Annotated in this window: 12 protein-coding genes and 1 riboswitch; of the genes, 4 read left to right on the forward strand and 8 right to left on the reverse strand. The window is 66.7% G+C overall.

Features of this window, described 5'->3' with window-relative positions; translation table 11 throughout:
- Positions 1–7: 7 nt before the first annotated feature.
- The 3 genes from nrdR to ACSFA8_RS12830 form a co-directional block, all read right to left on the reverse strand.
- A complete protein-coding gene (gene nrdR, locus ACSFA8_RS12820) occupies positions 8–451 on the reverse strand; it encodes a transcriptional regulator NrdR (protein ID WP_435479902.1) in 444 nt (147 codons plus the stop codon).
- Positions 452–482: 31 nt separating this feature from the next.
- Positions 483–1,727 carry a serine hydroxymethyltransferase gene (glyA, locus tag ACSFA8_RS12825; protein WP_435479903.1) on the reverse strand — a complete coding sequence of 415 codons (1,245 nt, stop codon included), beginning with the start codon at positions 1,725–1,727 and terminating at the stop codon, positions 483–485.
- A gap of 39 nt (positions 1,728–1,766) precedes the next feature.
- Positions 1,767–1,887: riboswitch (ZMP/ZTP riboswitch) on the reverse strand.
- Positions 1,888–1,904: 17 nt separating this feature from the next.
- Entirely contained in the window at positions 1,905–2,744 is an 840-nt protein-coding gene (locus tag ACSFA8_RS12830) for a transglycosylase SLT domain-containing protein (protein WP_435479904.1), read from the reverse strand.
- Between the two features lie 608 nt (positions 2,745–3,352).
- Between ACSFA8_RS12830 and ACSFA8_RS12835 the strand changes: the two genes are divergently transcribed.
- From ACSFA8_RS12835 to ACSFA8_RS12845, 3 genes are all read left to right on the forward strand, one after another.
- Complete coding sequence (locus ACSFA8_RS12835; RefSeq protein WP_435479905.1) at positions 3,353–7,159, forward strand: DUF748 domain-containing protein; 3,807 nt, start codon at positions 3,353–3,355, stop codon at positions 7,157–7,159.
- 66 nt (positions 7,160–7,225) lie between these two features.
- The gene (locus ACSFA8_RS12840; protein ID WP_435480213.1) at positions 7,226–10,123 is read left to right on the forward strand and encodes a DUF349 domain-containing protein; all 2,898 of its coding nucleotides are present in this window, start codon (positions 7,226–7,228) and stop codon (positions 10,121–10,123) included.
- Positions 10,120–10,644: a hypothetical protein gene (locus ACSFA8_RS12845; protein WP_435479906.1), complete on the forward strand. Its 525-nt coding sequence runs from the start codon at positions 10,120–10,122 to the stop codon at positions 10,642–10,644. The genes ACSFA8_RS12840 and ACSFA8_RS12845 overlap by 4 nt, the downstream gene beginning before the upstream one ends.
- A 6-nt stretch (positions 10,645–10,650) precedes the next feature.
- On the opposite strand, the gene ACSFA8_RS12850 is transcribed toward ACSFA8_RS12845, so the two are convergent.
- Genes ACSFA8_RS12850 through ACSFA8_RS12870 form a run of 5 tightly spaced genes read right to left on the reverse strand, consistent with a single transcriptional unit; the run spans position 10,651 to position 13,969 of the window.
- On the reverse strand, positions 10,651–11,442 hold the full coding sequence (locus tag ACSFA8_RS12850) for a M90 family metallopeptidase (protein ID WP_435479907.1): 792 nt from the start codon (positions 11,440–11,442) through the stop codon (positions 10,651–10,653).
- Positions 11,442–12,203, reverse strand: coding sequence for a UDP-2,3-diacylglucosamine diphosphatase (locus ACSFA8_RS12855; protein WP_435479908.1), 762 nt, complete (start codon positions 12,201–12,203; stop codon positions 11,442–11,444). Before ACSFA8_RS12855 ends, ACSFA8_RS12850 begins: the two co-directional genes overlap by 1 nt.
- Positions 12,200–12,712: a peptidylprolyl isomerase gene (locus ACSFA8_RS12860; RefSeq protein ID WP_435479909.1), complete on the reverse strand. Its 513-nt coding sequence runs from the start codon at positions 12,710–12,712 to the stop codon at positions 12,200–12,202. The genes ACSFA8_RS12855 and ACSFA8_RS12860 overlap by 4 nt, the downstream gene beginning before the upstream one ends.
- 15 nt (positions 12,713–12,727) lie before the next feature.
- The gene (locus tag ACSFA8_RS12865; protein WP_435479910.1) at positions 12,728–13,315 is read right to left on the reverse strand and encodes a peptidylprolyl isomerase; all 588 of its coding nucleotides are present in this window, start codon (positions 13,313–13,315) and stop codon (positions 12,728–12,730) included.
- Positions 13,316–13,375: 60 nt separating this feature from the next.
- On the reverse strand, positions 13,376–13,969 hold the full coding sequence (locus ACSFA8_RS12870; protein ID WP_435479911.1) for a tetratricopeptide repeat protein: 594 nt from the start codon (positions 13,967–13,969) through the stop codon (positions 13,376–13,378).
- A gap of 197 nt (positions 13,970–14,166) precedes the next feature.
- On the opposite strand from ACSFA8_RS12870, the gene cysS reads away from it, so the two are divergent.
- The gene (gene cysS / locus ACSFA8_RS12875) at positions 14,167–15,546 is read left to right on the forward strand and encodes a cysteine--tRNA ligase (RefSeq protein WP_435479912.1); all 1,380 of its coding nucleotides are present in this window, start codon (positions 14,167–14,169) and stop codon (positions 15,544–15,546) included.
- The last annotated feature ends 5 nt before the right edge of the window (positions 15,547–15,551 follow it).

Here is a 15,551-nt window from a genome sequence, read left to right on the forward strand (position 1 = left end):
TGGCGGCTCAGATATCCCGCAGCAATTGCCTGAACTCGTCCACGTCTTCAAAGCTGCGATAGACCGACGCAAATCGCACGTAAGCCACCTTGTCCAGCTTCTTGAGCTCCCGCATGACGAGCTCGCCGACCTTGTTGGACTCGAGCTCGCGCAGCCCGCTGGCCAGCAGTTCTTGTTCGATGCGCAGCAGGGCGCCATCGATCTGTTCGATGCTCACCGGGCGCTTGCGCAGCGCCAGCATCATCGACGCGCGAACCTTGTTGGCATCGAAGTCGGCGCGGCTGCCGTCCTTCTTGACCACCACTGGAAAGTTGACGTCCGGGCGTTCGTAGGTGGTGAAGCGCTTCTCGCAGGCGCCGCACTGACGCCGCCTGCGCACGAAGTCGCCGTCTTCGGAAACGCGGGTCTCGACGACCTGCGTTTCCTGGTGGCCGCAGAACGGGCACTTCATGCTGTTGCCGCGTCCGGATTGTTGGCGGGCTTCAGCCGTAGACCGGGAAGCGGCTGGTCAAGGCGTGCACCTTGGCGCGAACGGTGGCCAGATTCGACTCGTCGCGCGGATTTTCCAGCACGTCGGCGATCAGGTTGGCGGTCGCCCGGGCTTCCTCGTCCTTGAAGCCGCGCGTGGTCATCGCCGGGGTACCGATGCGAACGCCGCTGGTGACCATCGGTTTTTCGGGGTCGTTCGGGATCGCGTTCTTGTTGATGGTCATGTGGGCGCTGCCCAGCACCGCTTCGGCTTCCTTGCCGGTGATGCCCTTGGAACGCAGGTCGACCAGCATGACGTGGCTTTCGGTGCGCCCGCTCACGATGCGCAGGCCGCGCTGCGTGAGGGTATCGGCCAAGATTTGCGCGTTCTTCACCACCTGCTGCTGGTAGCTCTTGAACTCGGGCGTCAGTGCTTCCTTGAAGGCCACGGCCTTGGCCGCGATCACGTGCATCAGCGGGCCGCCTTGCAGGCCCGGGAAGATGGCGCTGTTGATCGCCTTTTCGTGCTGCGACTTCATCAGGATGATGCCGCCGCGCGGGCCGCGCAGGCTCTTGTGCGTGGTGGAGGTCACGACGTCGGCGTACGGCACCGGGTTCGGGTAGCAGCCAGCGGCCACCAGGCCTGCGTAATGGGCGATGTCCACCATGAAGATCGCGCCGACATCCTTCGCCACCTTGGCAAAGCGCTCGAAGTCGATTCGCAGCGAGTAGGCCGAAGCGCCCGCGATGATGAGCTTGGGCAGGTGCTCGTGTGCCTTGCGCTCCATTGCGTCGTAGTCGATCGCTTCGTTGGCGTCCAGGCCATAGCTCACCACGTTGAACCACTTGCCGCTCATGTTGAGCGGCATGCCGTGGGTCAGGTGGCCGCCTTCGGCCAGGCTCATGCCCATGATGGTGTCGCCGGGCTTCAGGAAGGCGAGCATCACGGCCTCGTTGGCTGAGGCGCCGCAATGCGGTTGCACGTTGGCAGCATCGGCACCGAACAACTGCTTGACGCGGTCGATCGCCAGTTGCTCGGCCACGTCGACGTGCTCGCAGCCGCCGTAGTAGCGCTTGCCGGGGTAACCCTCGGCATACTTGTTGGTGAGTTGCGAACCCTGCGCCGCCATGACGGCCGGCGACGCGTAGTTTTCACTCGCGATCAGTTCGATGTGCTGTTCCTGGCGTGCGTTTTCGGCCTGGATGGCGGCCCACACTTCGGGATCGGTCTGTTCGACCAGGATGTTGCGTTGGTACATGGCAGTCCTTTGAAGACAAATGTCCTTGTTCAATCAAACAAGGGCTGCCCAGGCGAACGGCTGAACGCCCGAAGGTCGGGCGGCACGCTTCCCAGTGGTATTCCACGTCAGCACATGTCCCTGAAAAGGGTTGCGCCTATCGCCAGTCGCGTACCCGGCGAGTGTAGCCGAGGCGGCTCAGGAGCTGCCCAGCAGTGCCACTTTTTCGCCCGCCGGCTCCGCTGGCTCCGCCGACTTGGCGGGCTCGTTCGGCCGCGGCGAATTCTGCACACGCAAGGCGGGCGGGGCCACCGGAATGGCACGGCCACCAGCCACCTGGCGCAGCCGCTCGTGCTCGGCCAGCACCTTACCGGCGTACCCGCCGTCGTCGACGAGGTTCGCGGCGCCGACGTAGTAGCGCAGCCCCCCTTCGACGGAACCGGCGCGCGCGATGCATTCCTGCAGCACCTTGACGCCGACCCGCATATTGGTCACCGGGTCGAAGGCAGTCAGGGTGCCGCCTGCGCTTTCGTACTTGTCGCCATGCACGCGGGTCATCACCTGCATCAGGCCCTGCGCACCAACATGGCTCTGCGCGAAGGGGTTGAAGCTCGATTCCACGGCCATGATGGCGAGGATCAATGTGGGGTCGAGCTTGGTGCGCTTGCCGATGTCATAGGCCTCGGCCACCAGCACGCTGAGCGGTTCGGCCGCGACGCGGTATTTCTTGCTGAGCCAATAGGCGACCGCGGCCTGCTGCTTGGGCAGGTCGGTCGGACTCGCGGCCGTGGTGCGGTCGATTGCAGTCGGGTTGAGGTCGGTCGGCTCCGGCGCCGGCTTGCGCGACTGCAGCCAGCCCATCAACTGATCTTCACCCGACTGGCGCAGGTCGGGCCGTGCGACCAGCGCTAACGCGGCGAACACGATGGCCAGGCCAATCAGTGCAAAGCCGTTGTGCGTGATCTCGAAAAAGCCGTCTGCCACATCGGACGCAAAAGTCCGGAGCCCGCGGGCCGTGGCTTCCAACGCTTGTTTCATCGCTGTTCCTTTCGTGGACGGCACCTGGATCGCATGCGACGCGCAGAGCGGGAATGGGTCGGAGGCGACGTCGCTTGGATAAGTACGAATCAGGTCCGCGCGAGGAGGGTGGAGCGCGGCTGCCCGATCAAGCCGGTCGCATCAAGGCACTCGGCGGCGGATTCATGGAGCCCGGCTGCAAGCGGGCAGCACGGTCTACGCGGATTCTAGGAGGCGCTAAATACTCGGTCAAGAATAACGTCTAGGTTTGTTATTCTAATTTGGACTGAAGAAGAGGCGCCGAAAGTGCCTCAATCGGGTGGCCATAAGTCATTGAAAAAGCAGTTTGCAAAGCCCTGCGCGCGAGCGTAAGCTAACTTTGCCTGTGAATTCAGGTGCTCGCCAAAGACCGAGAACAGAGGGATTCCTCCCAGGTTCAACGTCAGAGGCACCCCCCGGTGGCAATCTCTTGCTGCCTGCAAGGCCGGAACCATTCAACTTCCGGCCGAGCGAAAAGATGGCATGGGTTTTGTGCCCGCCATCGAGCCCGGTGACAAGACTTCGCGTCGAGCCACCGGGCTTTCTTGCTTTTGGGAACGCCGCGGCGTTTGCGGCACACTCACACGCAAATGAATGCGACTGCGTTGAAACAAAACAAGTGGGTGCGGCGTGGGATCGCCGCGGTGTTGGTCCTTTTGGCGCTCTGGCTCGTGGCATGGCTTGCGGTGCCGCCGATCCTCAAGAGCCAGTTGCAGAAGATCGCCAGCGAAAGGCTGGGCCGCCAAGTCACCGTCGGCCAGGTCGACTTCAAGCCTTGGACGCTCGAGCTGACCCTGAAGGACCTGCGCATCGCCACAGCCGACGGGAAAGGCTCGCAGTTCCAGATTGCCCGCGTGTATGCCGATGCCGAGCTCCAGTCGGTATTGCGGCTGGCGCCCGTGGTCGATGCGGTCGCCATCGATCAGCCGGTGGTCGTGCTGACCCACCTGGCCGATGGCAAGTACGACATCGACGACATCCTGGCCAAGCTCGCCACCCCGGCGGACAAACCACCGGGCGACCCGCCGCGCTTTGCCATCTACAACATCGCGATCACGGGCGGCTCGGTCGATTTCGACGACCAGTCCGTCCAAAGCAAGCATGCGCTGCGCGATTTCGTGCTCAACGTGCCGTTTGTGAGCAATCTCGCGTCGCAGCGCGCGGTCAAGGTCGAACCCAAGCTGGCCTTCACCCTCAACGGCAGCAAGTTCGACTCGGCCGCATTCACTACGCCTTTCGCCGACGACCGCAAGACCGATGCCCGGCTCAGCTTCAAGGGGCTCGATCTGGCGCCGTACCTCGGCTACATACCGGGCGGGCTGCCTGCGCAGCTCAAGTCCGGCTCGCTCGATGCCGACCTGAAGTTCGATTTTCAGCGCGCAGCGACTGCCAGTCTGAAGATCAGCGGCACGATCGAGGCTCATGGCGTCAAGGTGTCCGATGCCCGGGCGCGCGATCTGCTGGCTTTCGATGGGCTCAAGTTGGACCTGGTCGATGTGCGTCCGCTCGAGCGCGTGGTTCACCTGGGCCAGGTGGCGCTCGCTGCGCCCACGCTCGCCGTGGCCCGCGATGCCGCCGGCAAGCTCAACCTGCTGGCCACCAACCCTGCCACCGGTGCTGCAGAAAAGGTAGTAGTGCCTTCCGCAGATGCGACGGGCGCTGCAACCCCCAAAACACCCGAACCCAAACCGTGGCAAGTACAGGTCGACAAGCTCGCGCTCAGCGGCGGCAAGATCGGCTGGCGCGACGAAACCACCCGCCCGGCCGCCGCCCTCGAGGCCAGCGCGCTCGACATCGACGCTGGCGCGATCCGCTGGCCGATGGACAAACCGGCCAGCTTCAGCGGCAGCACGTCGGTGGGAGGCGCGGCCCTCAAGTTCGAAGGCCAGGCCACGGACAAGGTGGCGACGGCCACGGTTCAGGTCGAGGCCCTGCCGCTGTCGCTGGCCGCGCCGTACCTGGCGCAAAGCCTCGAACCCACGCTCGACGGCAAGCTCGGCGGGCAGATCGACGTGGCCTGGAACCAGCCCAACCTCAAGTTGAAGGCGCGCAAGCTGTTTGTGGACGGCCTGGCGCTGACGCAGGGCAAGTCGGCGCTGGCAAGCGTCGGCCGTTTCGAGTTGACCGATGCCGAAGTCGACATGACCGAGCACAAGCTTGCCATCGGTACGTTCAGCGCCAACCAACCCAAGGTGCGGGTCGAACGCGACAAGGAAAAGCGCTGGATGTTCGAGCGCTGGCTCAGGGCACCCGCGGGTGGGGGCCAAACCGGAACCGAAGTTGCCAAAGCCGCGGCACCCAAGCCGGCCGAGGCTGGTGCCGCCCCTGCGGGCGCCAATACCAAACCCTGGGCGCTGACGATCGGCACGGTGTCGGTCGACGGGGGGGTCGTCTCCTATGCCGACCAGGCGGGTGCCGCGCCGGTGGAGGTCGAAATCACGGCGCTGAAGGTCAGTGCGCAGAAGATCGCGCCCAACACCGCCACCGTGTCGCCGCTGCAGGTTTCGGGCCGCATCGGCGCCGGCCGGGCTGACCCGGGCCGCTTCGACTACAAGGGCAGCATCGTGTTGAAGCCGATCGCGGCAGAGGGGCGGCTCGAGATCGGCGCGTTCCCGGCACATGCCTTCAAGGCGTACTACGCCGATACGCTCAATATCGATATCCGCCGGGCCTTTGCCAGCTACCGCGGCACGGTGAGCTATGCGCAGGCGCCGGCCGGCATGAGCCTGAAGTTGGCCGGGGACACGGCAGTGGACGATTTCCGCGCCAACAGCGTCTCGCTGACCCAGTCGCCCGGTTTCGACCGCAGCAACAACCAGCTGCTGCGCTGGAAAACGCTGAGCCTGCGGGGCATGCAGGTGGCGCTGGCGCCGACCGCACCGCTCGCGCTGGATGTGCGCGAAACCACGTTGACCGACTTTTTCGCCCGCGTGATCGTCGACCCGACCGGCCGTCTCAACCTGCAGAACCTGACGAAGAAGGGCGAGCAGGAGGGCGCGGCGAAAGCCGAGGCCGCAGCGCAGACCGGCAGCCGGCGCAGCCTTGGCGGCACCACCACCACGACCCGCGCAGCATCCGCGCCCGCTGCGGCGGGCGCGCCAGTGTCGGCAGAGCAGATGGTCGGCGGCGCGCCGGCTGCGGCCGTACCGGCGCCAGCCGCCGTCGCCCAGGCTGAAGACACCGGCCCCAAGCCGGTCATCAATTTCGGCCCGATGAGCCTGGTCAACGGCAAGATCGACTTCACCGACCTGTTCGTCAAGCCCAACTACTCGGCGGATCTGAGCGAGCTGACCGGCAAGCTCAGCGCGTTCTCGTCGAATCCGCCCAAGGGCTCGGGCGGGTCGCCCGCGCTGGCCGACCTGGAACTGCGGGGCAAGGCCCAGCAGACCGCGTCGCTCGAAATCACCGGCAAGCTCAATCCGCTGGCAAAGCCGCTCGAACTCGACATCACGGCGAAGATGCGCGAGCTCGATCTGGCGCCGCTGTCGCCGTATTCGGTGCGCTATTCCGGTCATGGCATCGAGCGCGGCAAGATGAGCATGGACGTCAACTACAAGATCGCGGCCGATGGACAACTGACCGCCACCAACAAGCTCATCCTGAATCAGCTCCAGTTCGGCGAGGCCGTGCAGGGCGCGCCCGCGAGCCTGCCGGTGCGTCTTGCGGTCGCCTTGCTGGCCGACCGCAACGGCGTGATCGATGTCGACCTGCCGTTGCGCGGCTCGCTCAACGACCCGCAATTCAGCATCGGGCCGCTGATCTTCAAGGCCATCGTCAACCTGATCGCCAAGGCGGCGACGGCGCCGTTCGCCTTGCTCACGGGCGGGCTCGGCGGCGGCAGCGGCGAGTCGAGCGCCATCGTGTTCGACGCCGGCAGTTCGTCGCTGAGTCCAGCTGCCAAAGAAAGCCTCGACAAGGTTGCCAAGGCGCTGGTCGATCGCCCGGCCCTGCGCATGACGGTGGTCGGCACCGCCAGCCTCGAACAGGAACGCACCGCCTACCAGAAGCAACGCCTGCGTCAGCTGGCCCAGGCAGAGAAGCGCCGCGGCGCGGCGCGCGGCGGCCAGAACGCGGCAGAGGTGGCGGCGTTGACCGATGCCGAATACCCCGAACTGCTCGCTGCGGTTTACAAGCGTGCCGACATCACCAAGCCGCGCAACATGGTCGGGCTGGCCAAAGACCTACCGACCAGCGAGATGGAAAACCTGCTGCTCGCGAGCGTTCCGGTCGACGAGGAGTCGATCCGCCAGCTCGCGGTGGAGCGGGGCGCCGTGGTGCGCGACTACCTGCTGGCGCAGAAGCTGTCGAGCGAACGGCTGTTCCTCGGCGCCGTGCGCACGCAGGCCAGCGGCAGCGACTGGAAACCGGGTGCCGAGCTCAAACTCGACACCCGTTAGGCCCCTTGCGGCCAGCGCCGGCAGACAGCCGGCCGCAGGTCTGTGAAAATGCGCGGTTGGCCGGCAATGCCGGCTTGTGCGCTTTGCTCTTATTTTTCAGACAACGACTTTCGCTCCGTGACCTCAAGCTCCACCAAAACCCCCGACCTCCAGGCCCTCGACACGCTCACCGGCGGCGCCTTCACCGCGCCGACTTCGGGCGAGCGCGCCCAGCGCATTCGCGATTGGCTCGCGGGCCGGCCCACGCCCGAGCAATTGCAGGATGTGTTCAAGGAACTCAGCGGCCGCGACAAGGGCGCCGCACGCCCCGTGCGCGAAAAGCTCGACGAACTCAAGCGCGCCAAGGGCCAGGAGGTGATCGCTGCGGAGTGGGCCCACAAGGCCGAACTGTTGTTGGCCCAATCCAAGCTCAACATTGCCGACGCATTGGCTTGGCAGCGCGATGCGGCCAAGGCCGGCGCGCCGCTGTCGCGCGAGCCGCTGGCCGGCTTCAAGGCCCAACTGGCCGAACGCGTGAAGGGCATCGAGGATCTTCAGCACCGCGCGCAGGTGCATCGCGAGGCAGCCGTGCTGCTGGCGCAGCGCTTCGAGGTGCTCTCGACCAAGGGCTGGAAAGACGCGCAAGCCGCCGACGAATCCCTGCGCGGTGATGTCACGCACTGGCAGCAGCAGGCGGACGAAATCACCGCCGACGCCAACTGGAACAGCCTGGACGCGAAGTTCGCACCGCAGCTCGAAGCCTCCCGGGCCCAGTTGCTCGTGGTGTCCGATGCCTTCCATGGCGCACTGTCGCAGGCCGTTGCGGCCGCGAATGACGCCGCCGCGCCGCTGCCGCCAGTGCCCGTGTGGGCCGACGAACTGCGCACCGCACGCGGCGAGGCCGTGGTGCCCAAGGCAGCGCCCGCCAAGCCGGCGCGTCCGCCGGTCGACCCGGCCGTGCGCGCAGCCGCGCAGGACGCGGTGCAGCTGGCGCTGGCGAAGCTCGAGCAGGAAACCGCCGAAGGTCATGGCAAGGCCAGCGCCGGCGCCGCAACCGCACTGCGCGCGGTGCTCAAGGAACACGGCAAGCTGGTCGAATCCGAACTGGAGGCGCGCGTGCATGCGGCGCTGGTCGCGGCCGGCGAACTCGAAGGCTGGCAGCGCTGGAGCGCGGACAAGGTGCGCGAAGACCTGGTCGCGAGGGCCGAAGGCTTGCTCAAGCGGCCCGAAGGCCAGGCGCTGGGCGGCCGCAAGATGCAGGAGACCCTGCGCGCCCTGCGCGACCAGTGGAAGCAGGCCGACCAGGGCGGCGTGCCGAACCACGCGCTGTGGAAGCGCTTTGACGAAGCCTGCAACGAAGCCCACAAGGTGGTCGAGTCCTGGCTCGAAAAAGTGCGCGCGGAGGCGACCGAGCACCGCGCGCACCGCATCGCGCTGATCGAGGAAGTCAAGGCCTGGGCGGTCGAGCATGCCGATGCCGCCGATCTGAAGGCGCACAACCGCGCGCTGCACCAGTTCGCCGACCGCTGGCGCGATGCCGGGCACGTCGGAGAGAAGATGTTTGCCGAACTGCAGCCACAGTGGAACGAGGCTTTCGGTGCCGCCCGCGCGCCGTTCGAGGCGGCACAGAAGGCCAGCGTCGAACGCCGCCAGGCCATGATCGCCGAGGCGGCTGAACTGGGTGCCCAGCCGATGTTGCGGATCGACGCCGTCAAGGCGCTGCAGCAGCGCTGGCAGGCCGAGGCGCAGGGCGTTCCGCTCGATCGCCGCCACGAACAGAAGATGTGGGACGCGTTCCGCGCCCCGATCGACGAAGCCTTCAACCGCAAGACGGCGGAGCGCGAGAAGGTGTCGTCCGCGATGAGCGAGCACGACCGCAACGTGCTGCTCGCCTCCAAGGCGCTCGAAGCGGCCAACGCCACGGGCGACGTGCAGAAGATTCGCGCGGCCATGAGTCAGCTCGAAGCGGCGATGCGCGGCGAGAAGATCAACCTGCCCGAGCCCGCGGCGAAGCCTGTTCTGAAGGCCGCCACGTCGCACGTCAACACCGCCGAAGACGCAGCGCCGGCGCAAGCCGCACAGGCGGCCGAAGCCGAATTCGCAGAAAGCGCCGGCCTGGCGCCCGCGACCGGTGAAGTCGACGAGGCAGTGGTCACGCCTGTGCATGCCCCCGCCCACGATCTGGTGGCGCCGGACGGCACTGCCGACGCTGCAGCGCTCGGCGACAGTGAAACCGATTCGCCGGCGGAGCCGGCCGCGGCGCCTGCGCCAGCGGCAGTTCCCCCCAAGCCGGTGGTCGCGATGCGCCGTGCCGACGACCGTCCCGGCATGCGCCAGGCCGAGCCCGCGATGGCGGGCCGCGGCGGCCGTCCCGGCGATCGGCCGGGCGACCGGCGCGACAGCCGCGGCCCGGGTGGCCCGGGCGGGCGTCCCGACCGCGCAGGCGGCTTCGGTGCCGGCTCCGGTGGCGACCGTGGTGGCCGTTTTGGCGACCGCGCCGCGCCGCGCTTCGAAGACCGCGGCCCGCGTCTCGGCGATGCTGCCTTCCGCGCCCAGCGCGACGCTGTCGAGCATGCCCAGGCCGCATTGCGCAAGCTGGCGGCGCAGGCGCACGGCGAAGCATTGACGCAGTTGCTCGGCGCCTGGGAAAAGCGCGATGGCGGCAGCGTGCCCAGCGTGCAGGAGCTCGGCCGCGCCGTGTCGCCCGCGGTGCGCGGCGCATGGTCGCAGGCGGTCGACGCAGCGCCTGCGGGCACTGCGTCCGACGCGTTGCTGCGGCTCGAGATCGCCGCCGAGGTGCCGACGCCGGCCGAGCATGTGGATGCGCGCCGCGCGATGCAGCTCCAGTTGCTCACCAAGCGCAACGAACCGGCGCCTGCCCAAACCTGGGGCCAGGATGCGGCCAAGGTGCTGGCCAGCGGACACGACGCTGCCACCGCGCGCCGGCTGCAGAACGTGCTCAAGACGCTGCTCAAGGGCGCATGAAGATGGCACGCAACCGCATCGCCCTGCTGCTGGCCGCCCTGGCCTTCGCCGCGGGCCTGAGCGGCTGCGGCATCTTTCCGTCGACCCCCAAACCGGCGGAACCCGACGCCGCCGCGCTGCCACCTGCGCAGGAGCAGGCCAAGGCAGCGCTGCCCGAGTCGGCGCGTCGCATCTCCGCGCAGACGCCGACCGTGCGCGCCTACCGCAAGACCGGGGCGCGCTACATCTACACGCGCTATGCCGACCGCATCTACAAGGGCAAGATACCGCCGCTGGTGTATGCGGTCGCGACGGTGGAAACGCACATCGACGCCAAGGGCGAGGTGGAGGCCGTGACCTTCATGCGCGCCCCTTCACACGCGCCCGAGGTCAGTGTGCAGATTGTCGAGCTGATCAAGAAGGCGTCGCCTTTGCCCGCCCCCGGTCGTATCGGTGCCCACACCTACGTGGAAACCTGGCTTTGGGACAAGAGCGGCAAGTTCCAGCTCGACAGCCTGACCGAAGGCCAGCGCAGCCGCTAGGCGCCGTCAGGCCCGATCCGGCCTGAAGAACTCGTCGAACAGCCCGGGCAAGTCGGGAAACTCCTCGGCGAAGCGCGTCCGGTTCACGAAGTAGGCCTCGCAGGCCACCGCAAAGAACTCGCCGATCGATTCGGCGCCATAGGCGTCGAGCCAGGGCGGCTCGCCGCCAAAGCGGTCTGCCACGATGGTTTTTTCGCGAAAGCCTTCATAGGCGGCCTGCAGCACCTTCAGCCAGGCGGCACGCGCTGCAGCCCCCGAGGCCGCGCCCGCGAAGCCGGGCGGCAGCGGCGGGCAGCCATCGACCGCGCCGTCGCGCATGTCGAGCTTGTGGGCGAACTCGTGAATCACGACGTTGTAGCCATCGTCGGCGGTGATGCTGCTGGCCAGCACGTCCTGCCAGCTCAGCATCACCGGCCCGTGCTCCATCGCTTCGCCGGCGATCACCTCGTCGTACTCGTGCACCACCGCGTCCACGTCGGTCACGCGGCGGCGCGCGACCACCTCGCCGGCATGCACCACGATGCCGACGAAATCGTCGTACCAGTTCAATCCGCCCGGCAGATGCAGCACGGGCAGTACGGCCTGCGCAGCGATGGCCAGTGCGACTTCATCGGTGATCGTGAATTCGCCCGCGCCATGGAAGCGCTTGTCCCGCAGAAACAGCGCAGCGAGCTCGCGCAGACGCACGCCATCGGCAGCGGGCAACGCGGCCAGGAAGCGGTAGCGCGCCAGCGTGGCCTGCCAAGCGGCATCGGGAATCTGCGGCCCCGCGCGCAGGCCACGCAGCCAGCGGAGCATCAGCGCAGGTCGACGCGTTGCGCGCCGGCGACGGAAAGGCAGAGCAACTGTGCGCGCGGCGGGTGCGCCGCCATGTCCCAGTCGCTCAGCACGATGCGGCGCAGGCCGTCGCCAAGATCGTGCTCGGCGGGCCGGTGCGTGTGACCGTGGATCAGCGTGCGCGCATCCGCGCGGCGCAGCCATTCGCGCGCCGCGTCAGCGTCAACATCAGCCCAGACCATATCGGGGCTGCGTTTGCGGTCTTCGCTCTGGGCGCGCATCGAGCGCGCGAGCGCGCGGCGCTCCTCGAGTGGCCGCGCCAGAAAAGCCTGCTGCCAATCCGGCGAGCGCACCTGCGCACGGAATTGCAGGTACTCGTGGTCTTCGAGGCAGAGTTCGTCGCCATGGCTCAACAGCCAGCGCTCGCCGTGGAGCACCAGCACGGTCGGGTCGGTCAGCAAGGCAATACCGCAGGCGGCCGCGAAGGCCGGCCCGAGCAGAAAGTCGCGGTTGCCGTGCATGAAGAACACCGGCCGGCGTTGCGCCGTGCTGCGCAACACCTCGGCGCATTGCGCCTCGAAGCCGGACAGGGCGGCCGCGTCGTCGCCGATCCACACTTCGAACAGGTCGCCGAGGATGAAGATCGCGTCGGCCGGCGTGGTTTCCATGTACCCGCGCCAGGCCTCGAAAGTGGACGGCTCTCCGGCTTGCAGGTGCAGGTCGGACAGCAGGTCGACCGTGCGCCAGCCGGCAGGCGCGGCCAGCTCGGCGAACGGGGTCATTCCGTCGTGACGACGGCCTTTTCGATGATCACGTCTTCCAGCGGCACGTCGTCGTGGAAGCCCTTGCGGCCGGTCTTCACGCCCTCGATCTTGTCGACCACGTCGGTGCCTGAAACGACCTTGCCGAACACCGCATAGCCCCAGCCCTGCGCCGACGGCGCGGTGTGGTTCAGGAAGCCGTTGTTGGAGGCGTTGATGAAGAACTGCGCCGTGGCCGAGTGCGGTGCGTTGGTGCGCGCCATGGCGACCGTGTACTTGTCGTTCTTCAGGCCGTTGTTGGCCTCGTTCTCGATTTCGGCACCGGTCGGCTTTTGCGTCATGCCCGGTTCGAAGCCGCCGCCCTGCACCATGAAGCCCGGGATCACGCGGTGGAACACCGTGTTGTCGTAGTGGCCCTTCTTCACGTAGGTGATGAAGTTCTCGACCGACTTGGGCGCCTTGGCGCGGTCGAGTTCGAGCGTGACGACGCCGTGGTTCTTGATGTGGAGTTCGACTTGGGGGTTGCTCATGGTGCTGTCCTTGTTTTACTTCGCCACGACGGTGGCGGACTGGATGGTGATGGGTTCGAGCGGCACGTCGGCCATGCCGCCCTTGCTGCCTGTGCGTGCGGCGCGGATCTTGTCGACCACGTCGGCGCCTGTCACGACCTTGCCGAACACGGTGTAGCCGTGGCCGTCGGGGTTGGGCGCATTCAGCATCGCGTTGTCCTTCACGTTGATGAAAAACTGCGCAGTGGCCGAGTTCGGGTCGCTGGTGCGGGCCATGGCGATCGTGTACTTGTCGTTCTTCAGGCCGTTGGCGGCTTCGAGCGGCACCGGCGGGCGCGTCGCCTTCTGCTTCATGTCGGGCGTGAAACCGCCGCCCTGGATCATGAAGCCGTCGATCACGCGATGGAACACCGTGCCGTCGTAGTGCTTGTCCTTGACGTACTGCAGGAAGTTGGCGACCGTCTTGGGCGCCTTGGCCGCATCGAGCTGCACCACGATGTCGCCCATTGAGGTGGCGATCTTCACGCGCGGATCGGCGCCCTGCGCCCAGGCAGAAGAAGTGGTCAACAGCGCGGCGGCGCCCAGGGCGAGTGCCGCGCGGCGTGTGAGGGCAGGAATGTTCAAGTGAAGCTCGCTTTCAATGGCAGTGCCGCCGGCACCGCCGGAGCAGCGCCATGGGCGGGGTTACTTGCGGGTTCCGGGCTTGGTCGCCTGGGGAATGGCCGGTGGCAGGGTGCCTGCAGCCTTCTCGGCGGCCGGCGTGAAGATCTGGCGCAGCAGCGTGAGCTTGGGGGCGACGCTGGCATTGGCCGTGGCAAAGCTCTGCGCCTTGCCGTACGACTGGGCCGCGAGCCGCACGTACACATCGCCGAGGTTTTCGTGCGCCGTGGCGTAGTTCGGGTTCAGGCGGATGGCCATTTCGAGCGCGACGCGCGCCTTTTCGAACTGGCTTTGTGCCGCGTAAAGCGCGGCCAGATTGTTGTAGGGCTCCGGCAGCTCGGGGAAATCTTGGGTGAGCTGCGTGAAGGCGGTAGTCGCGTCGGCCTGCTTACCCTGTTCGGTCAGGATCACACCGCGCAGAAAGCGCATCTGCGGGTCGCGCGGCTTGCCGGCAATGTAGGTGTCGGCCTTGGCCAGCGCTTCGGTCGGCTTGCCCTGGCGCAGCAACTGGTTGACGTCGGCGTATTCGTCGGCATAGGCAGCGCCCAAGGACAGTGCGAGCGCCAGAACGGAAACGATGCGGGAGAAAGGGAGCAGGGGGAACGCGGCGTGCTTCATGAAGCCTCTGGAAAAAGGGCAGGATGCGGGCTCTACCAACACCCAAAAATGCCCATCGGGGGCCGTTTATACTGCGCTGGATTGTAGCCGAGGGGCCATGTCCCGCCCCTCGTCGCCACAGCTCCAACACCCCTGAAATCCGCGCCCGGGTATTGCTCCCGCAATGCCCCGGCGCGAACGACTGCTTTCCGAATTCCATGAGTCTGCGCATCTACAACACGCTCTCGCGTGAACTGGAGAAGTTTTCTCCTTTGCGGCCCGGCCATGTGGGCATATACGTCTGCGGCATGACGGTGTACGACTACTGCCACCTTGGCCATGCGCGCTCGATGGTCGCGTTCGATGTGGTCGTGCGCTGGCTGCGGTCGAGCGGCTATGCGGTGAACCATGTGCGCAACATCACCGACATCGACGACAAGATCATCCGCCGCGCGGTCGAAAACGGCGAGAGCATCCGCGCGCTGACCGACCGCATGATCGGTGCGCTGCACGAGGATGCGGACGCGCTCGGCATCGCCCGGCCGAGCCATGAGCCGCGAGCGACCGACTATGTTCCGCAGATGCTGTCGATCATCGGAACCCTGGAGCAGAAAGGCCTGGCCTACCGCTCGGCCAACGGCGACGTGAACTACGCCGTGCGCAAGTTTCCGGGCTACGGCAAGCTCAGCGGCAAGTCGCTCGACGAGTTGCGCGCCGGCGAACGCGTGGCCGTGTCCGACGGCAAGGACGATCCGCTCGACTCGGTGCTCTGGAAAAGCGCCAAGGCCAGCGAGCCAGAAGAGGTCAAGTGGGCCAGCGAGTTCGGCCCCGGCCGGCCCGGCTGGCACATCGAATGCTCTGCGATGGCCTGCGAGTTGCTTGGCGACACGCTGGACATTCACGGCGGCGGCATGGATCTGCAGTTTCCACATCACGAGAACGAAATCGCACAGAGCGAAGGCGCGACCGGCAAGCCCCTCGCCAACTGCTGGATGCACAACGGTTTCATCAACATCGACAACGAGAAGATGTCCAAGAGCCTGGGCAACTTTTCGCTGATCCGCGATGTGCTGAAGTCCTTCGATGCCGAGACCATCCGCTTTTTCATGGTGCGGGCGCACTACCGCAGCGACCTCAACTACAGCGACGTGCATCTCAACGATGCGCGCAATTCCCTCAAGCGGCTTTACACCGCCCTCGATCTGGTGGCCCCGGCCGCGGTGGAAACGATCGACTGGGCCGCGCCGTACGCAGCACGCTTCAAGGCGGCCATGGACGAAGACTTCGCCACGCCCGAAGCCGTTGCGGTGCTGTTCGATCTGGCGGGCGAAGTCAATCGAACGCAATCGGCCGAACTGGCCGGCCTGCTGAAGGCGCTCGGCGCCTGTCTCAATGTGTTGCAGGGCGATCCCAAGGCCTTCCTGCAAGCCGGTGCCGCGCTCGATGAGGCCTCGATCCAGGCGTTGATCGAGGCGCGCGCGGCTGCCAAGGCCGCGAAGAACTTTGCCGAGGCCGACCGCATTCGCAAGGATCTGGCCGACCAGGGCATCGTGCTCAAGGACTCGCCCACGGGCACCACCTGGGCTTCGGCGCAGTGAATCGG

Origin of the sequence: Variovorax nitratireducens, assembly GCF_051216545.1 — a bacterium.
Taxonomy (GTDB): Bacteria; Pseudomonadota; Gammaproteobacteria; order Burkholderiales; family Burkholderiaceae_C; genus Variovorax.